The sequence below is a fragment of the Caulobacter sp. AP07 genome (assembly GCF_000281955.1).
Taxonomy (GTDB): domain Bacteria; phylum Pseudomonadota; class Alphaproteobacteria; order Caulobacterales; family Caulobacteraceae; genus Caulobacter.
Genome location: NZ_AKKF01000175.1, coordinates 1 through 14512, shown reverse-complemented (window position 1 = coordinate 14512; position 14512 = coordinate 1). Strand labels below are relative to the sequence as shown.

General features: G+C 71.5%; 9 protein-coding genes. All 9 read left to right on the top strand.

From position 1 onward, the window contains the following. Positions 1-47 precede the first annotated feature (47 nt). A complete protein-coding gene (locus PMI01_RS15505; RefSeq protein ID WP_007670642.1) occupies positions 48-1379 on the top strand; it encodes a hypothetical protein in 1332 nt (443 codons plus the stop codon). A 10-nt stretch (positions 1380-1389) separates the two neighbouring features. Further along, positions 1390-2667, top strand: coding sequence for a hypothetical protein (locus PMI01_RS15500; protein ID WP_007670639.1), 1278 nt, complete (start codon positions 1390-1392; stop codon positions 2665-2667). A gap of 28 nt (positions 2668-2695) precedes the next feature. Continuing rightward, positions 2696-4024 (top strand): IPT/TIG domain-containing protein, encoded by a 1329-nt coding sequence (locus tag PMI01_RS15495; RefSeq protein WP_007670636.1) that lies wholly within the window; start codon positions 2696-2698, stop codon positions 4022-4024. 24 nt (positions 4025-4048) lie between these two features. After that, complete coding sequence (locus PMI01_RS15490; RefSeq protein ID WP_007670634.1) at positions 4049-6040, top strand: hypothetical protein; 1992 nt, start codon at positions 4049-4051, stop codon at positions 6038-6040. Positions 6041-6043: 3 nt separating this feature from the next. Continuing rightward, on the top strand, positions 6044-7927 hold the full coding sequence (locus PMI01_RS15485) for a hypothetical protein (RefSeq protein WP_007670633.1): 1884 nt from the start codon (positions 6044-6046) through the stop codon (positions 7925-7927). A 12-nt stretch (positions 7928-7939) separates the two neighbouring features. Beyond that, positions 7940-9964, top strand: a complete 2025-nt coding sequence (locus PMI01_RS15480; RefSeq protein ID WP_007670630.1) for an ATP-binding protein — start codon at positions 7940-7942, stop codon at positions 9962-9964. A 4-nt stretch (positions 9965-9968) separates the two neighbouring features. Next, complete coding sequence (locus tag PMI01_RS15475; protein WP_007670623.1) at positions 9969-13499, top strand: eCIS core domain-containing protein; 3531 nt, start codon at positions 9969-9971, stop codon at positions 13497-13499. 6 nt (positions 13500-13505) lie between these two features. After that, positions 13506-14096: a hypothetical protein gene (locus PMI01_RS15470; protein ID WP_007670620.1), complete on the top strand. Its 591-nt coding sequence runs from the start codon at positions 13506-13508 to the stop codon at positions 14094-14096. Between the two features lie 11 nt (positions 14097-14107). After that, positions 14108-14512, top strand: a 405-nt coding sequence (locus tag PMI01_RS15465; protein WP_007670619.1) for a glycosyltransferase family 2 protein, incomplete at its 3' end; no start/stop codon positions are given.

Below are 14512 nucleotides of genomic sequence, written 5' to 3'. Positions count from 1 at the left end.
CCGCCTCCATCGCAACCCCTTGAACCCGAACCGCCCGGAGGATCCTGATGGGATGCTGTGACAGAGGATCGAGCCTCGTCTCGGCCGGACCGGCCGACCCGTCGCTACACGTCAACTACGCCAAGGGCATGGTCCTGGGCGTCGACGACTTCGTCCAGGAGTTCACCTATCTGTCGGGCCGCGACCAGTGGGCGGTGCGGGAGCTGGCCGGCTACGGCGTGACCAGCGGCCTGGCGGTGACCGTCGAGGACGACGCCGCCGGCCCGCGCGTCCGGGTGAGCGCCGGGGCGGCGGCCGCGCCGAGCGGCCAGCTGATCTGCGTCAAGGCCGACCAGTGCGGGGCGCTCAACGCCTGGCTGGCCAAGCCCGAGAACGCGGCGCTCGTGCCCGACCACATCGTTCCGGCCTCGCTGCCTGGAGCCGGGGTGCTGCCGCTCTACCTGACGCTCTGCTACGCCGACTGCCAGACGGCCCTGGCGCCGATCCCGGGCGAGCCCTGCCGATCGGAAGAGGACCTGATGGCCCCGTCGCGGGTCGCCGACGACTACCGCCTGACCCTCGGCGTCGCGCCACCGCCCCAGACCGAGCACGACGCCATCGCCGACTTCGCCCAGTGGCTGGGCGCCCTGACCACCGCCGGCCCGGCCCTGCCGCCCGCGGACGAGGAAGCCGCCTGGCTGGCGGCCCTGCGCGCCGCCGCCGCGCCCTGGCTGGAGATCGACAGCGAAAGCCCGCCCGCCTCGCCGCCCGAGGACTACATGTTCGGCTCGCCGCCGCTCAGCCTGGAGGTCGCGCCGGAGCGCTATCCGGCCTTCCTGCGCCTGGCCTTGCGACTGTGGGTGACCGAGCTTCGGCCGCTGTGGATGGCTCGCCGTTGCGGCGGCCTCGCGGACGTCCTGGACGACTGCGTCCTGCTGGCCCGCCTCGACGCGCCGGTGATCCTGGTCGGGTCGGACGGCGGAACCTGGCAGGTCGACGGCCTGGCCGCCGACGTCGTCATCGATCAGGGTGCCCGGCCGGTGCTGGCGTCCCTGGCCCTGGTGCAGGCCCTGCAGACCTTGCCGCCGCCCTCGCTTCCCGCCGCGCCGCCCGGCGCGACGATCGCCCTGGCCGACCTCAACGTCGACACCACCCTGGACGAGACCCACGTCTGCGTCCTCTGCAAAGGCGCCCTGGCCCTCACCCTGCCCAAAACCGCGCCCGCCAACCGGGGACGCCTGCATGTGATCAAGAGCCTGGGCGACAGCCTCAAGCTGGTCGCCGACCCCGCCGACACCTTCGACGGCGCGGGCGACACGCTCGGTGTCGATCCCGGCAAGGCCGTGACCCTGGTGTCGGATGGAAGCGCCGGTTGGCGCGTCCTTTCGGCCCTGGCTTGAGGAGGGCGCGATGGGCGAGGTCTTCCAGCTCCAGGAACCCCTGACCGAAGGCGGCGTCCGCTCGGTCAACTTCTTCAACGGCCGCCTGCTGACCGGCGGCGACCTCGGACGCGAACAGGCGGCCCGGCGCGAGGTCGACGCCCGTCTGGGGCTGGCGGTCGGCGACGGCGTGGCCTTCGGCCTGGAAGTCACCGACGGCGGCCTGACCGGCGACAGCCGCCTGCCGACCGTCAAGGTGGCCGCCGGCCTGGCGATCAATCGCCTGGGCCAGACCCTGCGCCTGACCCAGGCCGCCCAGGTGGCCCTGGCCCGCGGCGGCGGCGCCTCGGCCTCGGGCGACTGCCTGTTCGGCGACTGCGCGCCGGTGCTGGGCGGAACCTATGTGGCCGGCGCCGGGGTCTACATCCTCACCCTGGCCCCGGCCGAGGCCCGGGCCGGCTCGGCCCCGACCAACGGGCTGGACCCGGACAATGTCCGCTGCAACACCGACGTGGTGGTCAGCGGCGTCCAGCTTCGCCTGCTGGCCGTGCCGCCGTCGCTGCTGCCCGGCTTGTCGGCGGCGGACCCCGACTATCGCAACGCCCTGGCCTATCGCGCCTTCGGGACGGGCGTGACCACCGACTGGACCGCCGACCTGCTGGGCGCGACGCCGCGCGCCGACGACCTGACCGACGCCATGCGGCGCTTCGGACTGGGCGACGCCGACGTGCCCCTAGCCCTGCTGGCCTTCACCCGCGCCACCGACCTGACGTTCATCGACGCCTGGAGCGTGCGCCGCCCGCTGGCCGCCGCCGATCCGGGCGGGCTGGCCACCCTGGCGGGCGCGCGGCGGGTCGCGGTCGGCCAGGCGATGTTCCGGCAGTTCCAGGGGCACATCGCCGACCTGACGGGTCCGGGCGGCGGCCTGGGCGCCGCCACGGCGACCGGCCTTTTCGGCCATCTTCCGGCCGCCGGGATCATCCCCGCGCCGAGACCGACGCCCGGGCAGAGCCCCGTCCCGAGCTTCTTCCAGGGCCTGACGGTGAGCGGTCCCCGCTATCTCAACGCCGCCGAGGCCGAGGCGCTGATCCGCGAAAGCCTGGTCCGGCCGCCGATCACCGTCGGCGACGGCGCCTTCGTCCAGCTCTACCGGGTGGCCGAGACCGACATGGCCATCGACCAGGCCCCGGCCAGCCCGAGCCGCCCCGCCCCGTTCGTGATCTTCGCCAGCGGCCACCTGCCCTACCGCGCCGACGCCCGCTTCGACCTCTTCCGCTGGGACTACGCCCACTACGCCCTGCAGCCCTGACCCGCACCAATCCGCCGAGGACAAGCCCATGCCTCCGACCACCACCGCCAGTCCCGGGAATATCGTCGTCCCGATGTCGACCATCCTGCAGGCGCTGGACGGCGTGCTCACGCCGGCCGAGCGCGACGCCCTGCTCGGCGCCGTGGTCGGCGTCCGGGCGGGCCAGGTTCAGCCCGGCGACCTGATCACCGCCCAGTTCGTGAACAGCCTGCTCGAGGACATCAACACGCTGCAGCTGCGGGTCGCCGCTCTGGAAGGCAGCGCCGGCGGGCCGGTCCTGGTGCGGATCGAGCCGTCGAACGAGACGGCCGTCGGCGAGCTGCTGACGCTGATCGGTTCGGGTTTCGACATCCAGCCCGGCAAGACGACGGTGCTGATGGGCGGGGTCCAGATCAGCGCTTTCAACCTGGGGTCCGACTCCACCAAGCTGATGTTCCAGGTTCCCGACAGCTTCACGGGCCTGCCCAAGACCGTCGCCGTCAGCGTCAAGGTCGGCGACCGCAGTTCGACCAGCCTGGCCTGCCTGGTGAGCCCGCTTGTTCCCCAGCAGGGCGGCCAAGTGGTGATCGAGCCCACGACTCCGGCCCTGGGAACCATCGTCGTCGGGAACACCTATCCGATATCATGGCAGGTCGACAGCCAGACCATCCTGCCGGCCACCTATCGCTTCGCGCTGCTGTTCACGGGGCTGACCGGCTCCACCGTGACCGCCTGGAAGACCGCCGCGAGCATCGTCCCCACCGGCGACCAGCAGATCACCCGCGGCGCCCCGATCACCGTGACGGCCAACGTCAAGGTGCCCACCGGAGCCTCCAAGGCGACCATCTCGCTGGACGTCACCTCGACCGACGGCCTGTTCCACCACACCTCGTCGCCGCTCGACCTTGTCGTCGGCCAGGCTCCGGCGGTCAGCGACCCGCGCGTCACCTTCGATCCGATCTCGATCGGCGCGGCCGCCCAGACCGTGCGCAAGGCCCAGATCACCGTCGACGGCGCCTCGCTGGCGGGGGTGCAGGTCAAGTTCGGCCAGACCGGCGTCATCCCGCTCACCGTCCGCCTGCAAGCCGACGTCGAGCATCCGGGCACCGCGACGGCGGCGGGCGACTACACCTACACGGCGGTCATCGAAACGCCGGCCGGGCGCTGGGCGGCCCCGATCGTCGCGCCGACCGGCAACACCGGCGTCGCGGCGGGTTCGACCCGATCCCTGAACCTGACCGTGCAGAACACCGACGCCGGCACGTCGCCGATCCCGACCTTCCTGAAGATCAGCGCCGCCCATCGCCCACCGGGCAGCGCCGCACCGGCCGACTTCACCTCGTTCATCCGCATCCCGATCCAAGGCTACGTCAGCTGAGGCGCACCCGACCAGGAGAACTCCATGTCCGCCACCGACACACTGTGCTTCGCCAACGCCGACGGCGTCACCGGCAACCCGACGATCGACGGCTTCTTCTTCACCGACGCGGGCATCATCACCACGGAGACCGAACCCGGCTATGTCGGCGGCAGTCGCATGACCTTCGGCGGCGCTGGATTCCCGCCCGTCGTCTTCCAGGGCGTGCGCGACACCGGCACGGGCACCCTGGTGTTCGCGTTCCTCTGCCGCCTGGACAGGACGTTCGATCCTCGTGACGTCGTGGTGCTGGCCTTGCGTCCGGCGGCCGGCGCCGGCGACCAGGCCCGCCGCCGGATCGATATCTTCCCCAGCTTCCTGGACGTGGGCGCCGACGACCCCGGCCCGGCGGGCGACCCGGACGACATTCCGCCCGGCGTCCCCATGGGCGACGACTACCATGTCCGGGGCAATCACGTTCCCCAGGCCATCAACTTCTATCGGGCGGACAATTCGGCCGCGCCCTGGACGGCCTATTCCCCGGTCACACCCGGCGCCTACGAAGTGAAGGTTCGCACCTGGCGACCGCCCGTGGCCATGGGATCGCCGGACGAGTCGGCGTGGAGCGTCGAAATCCGCGTGCCGGTCAGCACGGCGACCGGCGGCGCCGACTGGATCAACCTGTCACCCGCGGGCTTTGGTCTCTATTTCAGCGTCGTGCGGATCGGTCAGGACGTGGCGGCCGGGCCGGACGTCGTCGATGACTACTACGCGACCCAGTTTCGCTTCCCGGTGGCCCCGGGCAACGCCCTGACCGGCTATCTCGACACCACCCTGCAGATCGACCCGTCCTGGTACGGCACGGGACTGATCCCGGCGCTGCAAGTCCCGGCGGGGTCCAACCTGGGCCAGGGCGTGCGATTCCAGAACGGCGCCATGGGAGTCGGTTGCCGCAAGCCCAGCACCGGCTCGGCGCTCAGCCACGAAATCAGCAACACAGAGAACAACCTGCTCGTCTCGATACTCGAGAACACCGGGGCAGCGGCCGCCAACAACGTCACCGCCGAGGTTCGCCTCGCCAACTGGGGACTTGGCCCGCCCGATTTCAGCGCCTGGGCGCGCCCGGGAGGGTTGCTGCACAATCCCTCGAACCCGATCACCGTGCCCAGCGGCGGCGCAACCGCCGAGGCGCAGTCAGACTGGCCGGCGGGAGCGATCCCGCCCGCCTACGCCGCCCACAAGCACCAGTGCATCTGGATCCAGCTGTCATCGAGTTCCGCCGTCAACTTCGCCCAGTCCAGCGTCCGTCGGAACATGGACTTCATCAACCTGTCGGAAGTCGAGCGTCCCGCCGAGGTCAGCGGCGTCGGTTATCCGCCGCCCAAGGACGGCGGCAAGACCCACGACTTTCTGCTCTTCACCCATGTGCGCAAGGTCCGGGTGCGCGACCTTATCGGCAGAGGCGTTGTCCTGGGAGACGAGATGCCGGCCTTCGCGGCGGGAGCCCTGCAGCAACCGGAGCCGCTGCCAGTGCCCAAACTCGAAATGGGCTCCACCGCGGTCGGCAATCAACAGCAGTGGAGGGACACTGTCCTGTATCTGTGGGTCACCGAAGGCTATCGCCGCACCGGGCAGACCCTGACCATCGGCAAGATCACCGCCGAGGTGCTCGACGAGGGGCCTGGCGCCTTCGGCTATGTCGCGCGGCACGAGGGGATCGACGACCCGTTCAGTTGGTCCTTCGAGGGCCCTGGACTGACCCGGCGGCGGCCGGGCGTGCATGGCCTGAAAGTGCCTCACGACGGAGTCACCACGCTGAACGTCAAGCTCAAGGCCGACAAGGATGGCCCACGCGGCGACGTGTCGAAGGATCCCCCGGCCAAGGGTCCCGGCATCGGGGGGCCGGACGGCGGCTCCGTTTCCTCCGGCGACGGCCCGACCGCGGCGACGGTGGAGAACTGGGTCAAGCGGAATTTCAAGTGGTGGTGGCTGCTGATCCTGCTGATCATCCTGCTGCTGATCCTGCTGATGCGGTGATCCATGCTCGTCCCGTCGCCGGACCAGGGCCTGACCGTACAGCGCGCCCGCCTGCGGGGCGGCGGCGCGAACGCCAGGCGCGTCCTGGAGGCCGCCCTGGCGCCGATCGACCCGTCACGCATCGGCTTGCCTCGCCGGGCGATGCTGATCGTCCGGCGGCTGGCCGCCGCCGCACCGCTGGGCCGTCCGGGATTCACCCTGGCGGTCGAGACGGCCTTGCGAAACAGCCTGGCCCGCGCCGTGCGACCGGCGCGGGACAGCGTCGCCGGCCAGGCCGACTCCATGCTGTTCGACGACGAGGTCGAGCTGGCGGGCTGGCTGATCGGCGGCCGGGTGCGAAACGATCCGCCGGCGGCGCGCTGGTGGTGGCCCGCCGCGCTGCGCGGCCGTCCGCCGGCGGCCTGGTGGCGGACCGAGGTGTTGCCGCGCGGCGACCTGCTGCCGCGCGTCATCGTCTGGCTGGCCGAGCGCGGCCTGGCGGAACCCTGGCTCGCCGAACTGGATGACGCCGAACTCGACCTGGCGCTCGGCGCGATCGTCCATGCCCACGCGCTGGACCCCGCCTGCGTCGAAGCCCGCCCTGGCGTTCGCCCACGCCGGGCGCCCGCCAAGCGCGCGGTAAACGTCCAGGCCTTGACCGTCCTGCTGCGAAGAACGCCCGAACTGGTCGCCAGCCGGCTTTCCGGTCCGGCCCGGCGCCTGCTGGCCGTGGCCTTGACCGTTCGCCGCGACGCGCCCCAGGCGCGCGACCCAGGTTTCGCGGCCGCGCTCGAAGCGCTCGACGCCCTGGTCCCCGGGAGCGATCCGCAACTCATCGCGCGGTCGCCGGCGCCGGACCAAGCCGCCGATGTCCCATCGAAACGAAAGCCTTCCACGTCCAGGAGCGCTTCGCGACGCGCGACGATCGGGCCCGCGCCGGCCGAACCCTCTGAACCTGGACTGGAGTCGGAGCCCGGTGAACTCGACGCCCCGTCCCTGGACGGGAAAGACACCGCAACCGTCGCGCCCGAAGCACGTCCCGCGCCCGCGCCAGGGTCACCGCACGACCCGACACCCTCCAGATCCCCGGCGCCCGTCCTCCCGCCCGGCCCGGCCCTCGCCGCCGTTCTAGACGCCGAGGATGTCCACGAAACCGAAACGACGGGCGGCGTCCGACGCGTGACGGTCAGGTTCGGCGGGCTGTTCTACCTGCTCAACGCCTTGCTGGGCCTGGAACTGTACAGCGACTTTTCCCAGCCGCGCGGCCGCAACCTGGCCTTGTCGCCCTGGGACCTGCTGGCGATGTTGGGCGCCCGATGGTTTGGCCCGGCTTTCGCGGCGGACCCCATGAGCGGGTTCCTGGCCGACCTGGCCGGGCGAACCCCGCGCCGGCGCGCCGGCGCTGGCTTCGTCGCGCCGAAGACCTGGATCACACCTGGCGCCTGGCTGCGTCCCTGGGGCCAGCCGGCCACGGTCATCGGCTGGGCGGGACGCCGCCGACTGATGCTCTGGCACCCGGCGGGTTTCGCGATCGCCGACGCGCCGAGACGGCCTGGACGCAACGGGCGCGACCAGCTCGCGAGACTGGCGCGCCGGGCCGGCCTGGCCGCGACGACCATCGTGACCGCCGCGCGCGCGCCGGTCCGGCTGGGCCACGGCCGCGACCGCTGGCTGGGCCTCCTGACCCTGTACCTGAGCGCGCGCCTGTCGCGAGCCCTGGGCGTCGACGCCCGCGACGCTCCCGACCTGGTCTGTCGGCATCCGGCCGTCGTCGAGATCAGCGACGGCGTGCTCGATATCCACCTCGCCCTTGCCGACCTGCCGCTGGCCCTCAGGACGGCTGGGCTGGACCGCGACCCGGGTTGGATTCCGGCCGTCGGGCTCAAGCCCGCCTTCCATTTCACCTGATCGAGGCCGGCCATGACGCTCTCCGCTCCCTTCGCCGCCATGCCCCAGGACGCCGCCGGTCATTTTCGGCTGGCCTTGCTGGGTGTGGCGGGACGGCTGGCGGAGCTGGCGGCGGGCGAGGACCGGGTCGGCCTGCTGGCCGCCTGTCCGTTCCTGGCCGAGTACCAGGCCGAGATCGATCGCCTGTTCGGGGCGGCCTGTCCCGGCGCCGAGGCCTGGCGTCGCGCGGTCGAAGCCTGGGCCCCCCGCCTGCCGCCCACGCCGCTGACCGCCCTGCGTCGCGCGGGGTTGGCGACGCTGGACGTCGATCTGCTGCTGACCATTGGCCTGGTGGAGGAGGATCCGCGTTTCGCCGCCTTGCTGGCCGGAGACGACGGCGCCCGGCCGACCCTGGGCGTCCTGATCGGCCTGTGGCGCGGCCACGGCGACGCCGATCGCCCAGAGGCCGTTCGCGCCGCGGTGCTGAACCTGCTCCAGGCCGGCCTGGTTCTTGTGCTCAACCCCGACGCGCCCCGCATGGCCTGGCGGCTGGCGGTCTCGCCCGCCTTGTGGGACGCGCTCGGCGACGCCTGTCCCGAGATGCGCCTGGCGCAACGGATTCCATCCGAAAGCCTGACGCCGCTGAGCGCCTTCATCCCGCCGCGCGGCGAGGCCGTGGAACAACCATCCTGGACGGCCCTGCCCGACCACCTGGCGCGGCAACCCGGCCGATTGATCGTCGTGCGCGGCCCCGCCCATAACGGACGCAAGACCCTGGTCGGCGGCGTCGCGCGGGCCCTGGGCCTCGGCCTCCTGCGGATCGAGGCCGCCGGCCTCGAGGACGAGGCCCACTGGCGGCTCTGCGGCGCCCTCGCCCGCCTGTGGGGGGTCATGCCGCTGGTCGAGCTGGCGCTGGTCCCCGGCGAGAGCCGCACCCTGCCGTCCCTCCCCCTCTGGGATGGCCCGATCGCCGTGGTCATGGGGCCGACCGGCGGGGTCGCCTGCGCCGATGGCCGGCCGATCCTGACTCTGGAGCTGTCGGCGCCTGACGCCCAGGCCCGCGCCCGCCATTGGCGCGAGGCCTCGCCCGGCGGCGCCCCGGCGGAACGGCGGCGGCTGGCCGAAGACTTTCATCTGACCAGCGGGGCCATTCGACGCGCGGCCGCGGCGGCCGAGGGTTACGCGGCCCTCGATCGCCGTGCGGACCTGACCGCCGACGACGTCCGCCAGGCGGTGCGCGGTCTGCACGACGCCCGCATCGAGACCGTGGCCGCCCGGGTCCGCGCCAAAGGCGGGCTGGGTCGGCTGGCGCTGGAGCGCACGGCGCGCCTGGAGCTGGAATCGCTGATCGCCCGCTGCCGGCACCGGGAGGCCTTGGCCGTGGCGGCCGGCGACGGACCGGGCGCCGCCGGAGTGCGGGCCCTGTTCAGCGGTCCTAGCGGCTCGGGCAAGACCCTGGCCGCCCAACTGGTCGCCGCCGAGCTGGGCAAGGACCTCTACCGCATCGACCTGGCCTCGGCCGTCAGCAAGTACATCGGCGAGACCGAGAAGAACCTCGATCGGGCCTTCGCCGCCGCCGAGGACCTGGACGCCATGCTGCTGCTCGACGAGGGCGACGCGCTGATGGCCCGCCGCACCGATGTCGGCAACGCCAACGACCGCTACGCCAACCTCGAGACCAACTTCCTCCTGCAGCGGATCGAGACCTTCCGGGGCATCCTGCTGGTCACCACCAACGCCGCCGAGCGCATCGACAAGGCCTTTGCCCGGCGCATGGACGTGGTCGTGCCGTTCCGCGCCCCCGACGAGGCGCGGCGCTACGAGATCCTCGAACGCCATCTGGGCGACCACGCCGCTTCCGACGAGCTGCTGCAGGAGATCGCCTGCCGCTGCGCCCTGTCCGGCGGCCAGCTTCGCAACGTCGCCCTGCACGCCCGGCTGCTGGCCCTGTCGGGCGATCGGCCGCTGGACGACGAGGCGCTGCGCTCGGCGCTGCTGCGCGAATACCGCAAGACCGAGGCGCAGTGCCCGCTCAAGCCGGCCGTGTCGGCGGGTTGACCCCATGGCCGCGGTCCAGCGACAAGCCGAGACCAGCAAGAGCGCCGCCCCCCAGGCGGCGACCGCCCGACGCGACGCGGCGACCACGGACAGCCCGTCGGCGACGGCGTGGAGCGCCCGCACCACCGTCCTGCTGTCCACCCGGACCCAGGCCGCGCCCCTGGCCATCTCCTCGCCCGGCGACGCCGCCGAACACGAGGCCGAGACCCTGGCCCACAGGGTGGTGTCGATGCCTCCGCCGGCCAGCGCACCGCACCTGTCACGGGGGTCGCCGCTCGCCGCCCGCGCGCCCGCCGCCGCGCCGGCTTCCGGCGGCGACCAGGCCCAGACCACCGCCGCGACCGCCGACGCCATCCAAGCCGAACTGAGCGGCGGCGCGCCCTTGCCCAAGGCCGTCCAGGACTTCATGGCCCCGCGGTTCAAGGCCGACTTCTCCGGCGTGCGCATCCACACCGACGCCAAGGCCGAGAACCTGGCCAGCCGACTGGGCGCCAAGGCCTTCACCTATGGTCGCCACGTGTTCTTCAATCGCGGCCAGTTCCAGCCGGCCACCAAGGCCGGCAAGGAACTGATCGCCCACGAGCTGGCCCACACCATCCAGCAGAGCGCCACCGTCCAGCGCCAGGTCGACACCACGGTGTCGCAACGCGCCCAGCCCCAGGTGCAGCGCGGGATCATCAGCGAGGCCCTGGACTGGTTCGCCGACAAGGCCAACTACATCCCCGGCTTCCGGCTGATCACCGTCGTCATCGGCATCAACCCGATCAATATGAGCCGGGTCGAGCGCAGCGCCGCCAACATCCTGCGGGCCCTGGTCGAGTTCCTGCCCGGCGGCGGCCTGATCGTCGAGGCGCTGGACCGCTACAGCATCTTCGACAAGGCCGGGTCGTGGATCGAGAGCCAGATCGCCTCGCTCGGCATCGGCCTCGGCTCGATCAAGGCCGCGCTCGACGCCTTCGTGAATGGTCTGGGCGTCGCCGACGCCTTCCGGCTGGGCGCCGTCTGGGAACGGGCCAAGCGGATCTTCACCGAGCCCATAGACCGACTGATCGCGTTCGCCAGAAGCCTGGTCTCCGCCGTCCTCGACCTGATCAAGGAGGCGATCCTCAAGCCGCTGGCCGCCCTGGCCGCCCGCACGCCGGGCTGGGACCTGCTGAAAGCCGTCCTGGGTCGCGACCCGATCACCGGCGAGGCCGTGCCGCGCACCGCCGACACCCTGATCGGCGGCTTCATGAAGCTGATCGGCCAGGAAGAGATCTGGGAGAACATCAAGCGGGCCAACGCCATCCCGCGCGCCTGGGCCTGGTTCCAGAGCGCCATCAGCGGCCTGATGGCCCTGGTCACCTCGATCCCCGAACGGTTCATGAGCACCCTGCGGTCGCTGGAGATCATGGACCTGGTCCTGCCGCCTCGCGCCCTGCTCAAGGTGGCCGGCGCCTTCGCCAGCTTCATGGGCGATTTCCTGAGCTGGGCCGGCGGCACGGTGATGGATCTGCTGAAGATCATCATGGAGGTCGTGGCCCCCCGGGTGATGCCCTATGTCAAGAAGGCGGCGGGCGCCTTCGACACCATCATTCGCAATCCGATCGGTTTCGTCGGCACGCTGGTGCAAGCCGGCAAGCTGGGCTTCAGCAACTTCGCCAAGAACTTCCTCACCCACCTGCGCGCCTCGCTGGTGGGCTGGCTGACCGGGGCGATGACCGGCGCGGCGGTCTACATCCCGCAGGGCTTCAGCCTGCGCGAAATCCTCAAGTTCGCCCTTTCGGTGCTGGGCCTGACCTGGACCAACATCCGCACCAAGCTGGTGCGCGCGACCAGCGAGCCCGTGGTCCGCGCCCTGGAGACCGGCTTCGACATCGTCGTTACCCTGGTGCGTGAAGGCCCGGCGGCGGCCTGGCAGAAGATCCTCGAGACCCTGGGCAATCTGCGCGACATGGTCATCGAGCAGGTGATGACCTTCGTGAAGGACCGTATCGTCTCGGCCGCGGTCACCCGATTGCTGTCGATGCTCAGTCCAGCCGGGGCCTTCATCCAGGCGATCATCGCCATCTACAACACGGTGATGTTCTTCGTGGAGCGGCTGCGCCAGATCGCCGCCGTCGCCGCGTCCTTCATCGACGCCATCGCCACCATCGCCGCGGGCAACATCGCCCCGGCGGCGGCCCGCGTGGAGTCGACCCTGGCCGGTCTGCTGACCCTGGTGATCAGCTTCCTGGCCCGCATCGCCGGCCTGGGCCGGGTGGCCGACGCGGTGACCAACATCATCAATCGCATCCGCGCGCCGATCGACCGGGCCCTGGATCGGGTGGTGGCCTGGATCGTCACCCAGGCGCGGCGGCTGGGACAGGCGGTGGCCGGGGCTGTGCGCGGCCCCGATATGCGCACCCCCGCCGAGAAGCAGCGCGACCTCGACCGCGCCGTGCGCGAACTGCGGCCCCAGGTCCAGCGGATGGTTCGGCGCGGCGTGCCGCGGCCGCTGCTGATGGCGCGGCTGTTCATCTGGAAGAACCAGTACCGCCTGACCTCCCTTACCCTCGACGGCAATGGCATCAACGCGACGATCAATCCGACGGCGCGGATGTATAATCTGGCCGAGGTCAACATGGGCGCGGCCCTGGAGCCGATCCTGCAACGGGCCGAGGCGGCGTTCATGGGCGGTCGTGGACCCGCCTCCCCGGCCATGGGTCAGGCGCGCAACGCCATTGCCGGCGGCGGCACGGCGCCGGCTCCGCTGACCCAGACCGAGATGGTGCAGATCTATCGCGAGATTCGGACCGGCGACCTGCCGATCGCCATGCAGCAGCGCGGACAACAGCACTATCCTCGCCAGGCCATCACCGATCCCGTGATCCAGGGCTACACCGGTCAGGTCAGCGCCCGGCCGATCCGCGGCGTCGACCAGGAGCCCAATCGGCTGGCCACGATGCAGAACCTGTATGTGCCGGAAGCCGGCCGCTACATGTACTCGCGCGACGAGAACGCGCCGCTGATCGTGCCGCCGATGCCGGAGGGCGGGCGGCCCCGGCCCCTGCCAGTCAATGTGGCCCAGCGGGCCGGCGAGGATACGCGGATCATCACTGGCCTGCGCGACGAGGTCGAGGTGGCGCGCCACGCCGGCAACCTGGCGGCCAACCGCGTCGCCACCGGCCTGGTCGGGGCCGGCGTGGCGACGACGGGTGAAATGACGGTGGGCCGGATGGCCGGCATGGCCACGGGCTATTCGGCCGCCGCCGGCACCGGTGGCAACCGGGCGGCCGCCACGCCGCGGCAGATCGACAGCGCCACCCAGGTGCGCCAGGGCAGCTACGCCGTCATCTTCCAGCGCCTGCGCGCCGTCCTGGCCAATCCCAACAACCGCGTGCTGGCCGAACCCGGCGGCGCCCAACTGGTCGAACTTGCCCAGGCGTTCGAACGGTGGGCCGCGGGCGCCCTGACTCCGCTGAACACGGCGCGCACCGACGCCGACGCCCGGCGGCTGGGCGATGAACTGGCGGGCCGCTTGGCCGCCTTCCTGCAGCAGAACACCCAAAGGTAGCTCGGTATGCGCTCGCTCAGCCTCATTTTGAACGACGATGTTCCCGAGCCCGAATTGGTCGAGCGGATCGGAGACGACCTAGTGGCTTGGGGTCGCGACAATGGCTTGAACCTGATCCATCAACCGGCCGCGTCGGATGGCGCTCCAGTCCGGATCGACCGTTGGTTCGACCCGGACGGCCAGTTGATGTTCGAGTTGGTCCGGGACGAACAACTGGGCCATCCGTATCTCAGCATCGTCCACCCCGACAAGGCGCGGCTCCGCGAGGTCTGGGAGGCGATGCGCGGCGCGCCGCAAGGTCGGTCGATCGCAGACCTCAAGCGGGACGTCGCCCGATCCGGAGCCAGGGATCCGGCCGCCTATCTGCGCCTGGCGATGGGTCTGGCGCCGGAGCCCGACGCCGAGGCCTCCGACTTGATCGCCGAGGGGCTGACCTCCGCTGACCTCGAAACCCGTGCCCAGGCCGCCATGGCGGCGGGGCTGCTGCTTTGGCCGGCCTTCGAGTCGCCGCTGGAAGCCGCCCTGGCTAGCGAGCCGGATCGCGGCGTCGCCGACGTCATGACAGCGGCCCTGCGCTTTCTCCGCGCCGAACGATAGGGAATTGCGGCATGTCTCCAGCGGTCTCCTGCATCATGCCCACCGCCGACCGCCGGCGGTTCGCGCCCCAGGCGATCGCGGCGTTCCTGGCGCAAGGTCGCGACGACGCCGAACTGCTGATCCTCGATGACGGCGGCGACGCGATCGGTGACCTCGTCCCCGACGATCCGCGCATCCGCTATGTCCGCGAGGACACCCGCCGCGTGGTGGGCGCCAAGCGCAACCGCCTCTGCGAGATGGCGCGCGGCGAGGTCATCGTGCACTGGGACGACGACGACTGGCATGCGTCCGATCGCCTGGATCGGCAGCTTCGGGCCCTGAACGACACCGGCGCCGACGTCTGTGGCCTCGACCGGGTGGTGTTCCTGCGCGACGACGGCGCGGCGGCCTGGGACTATGTCTATGGCGGCCGCGAG

Coding starts and splice junctions, on each gene's coding strand:
- PMI01_RS15505 (WP_007670642.1), top strand. CDS start 48: ATGGGATGCTGTGACAGAGGATCGAGCCTCGTCTCGGCCGGACCGGCC.
- PMI01_RS15500 (WP_007670639.1), top strand. CDS start 1,390: ATGGGCGAGGTCTTCCAGCTCCAGGAACCCCTGACCGAAGGCGGCGTC.
- PMI01_RS15495 (WP_007670636.1), top strand. CDS start 2,696: ATGCCTCCGACCACCACCGCCAGTCCCGGGAATATCGTCGTCCCGATG.
- PMI01_RS15490 (WP_007670634.1), top strand. CDS start 4,049: ATGTCCGCCACCGACACACTGTGCTTCGCCAACGCCGACGGCGTCACC.
- PMI01_RS15485 (WP_007670633.1), top strand. CDS start 6,044: ATGCTCGTCCCGTCGCCGGACCAGGGCCTGACCGTACAGCGCGCCCGC.
- PMI01_RS15480 (WP_007670630.1), top strand. CDS start 7,940: ATGACGCTCTCCGCTCCCTTCGCCGCCATGCCCCAGGACGCCGCCGGT.
- PMI01_RS15475 (WP_007670623.1), top strand. CDS start 9,969: ATGGCCGCGGTCCAGCGACAAGCCGAGACCAGCAAGAGCGCCGCCCCC.
- PMI01_RS15470 (WP_007670620.1), top strand. CDS start 13,506: ATGCGCTCGCTCAGCCTCATTTTGAACGACGATGTTCCCGAGCCCGAA.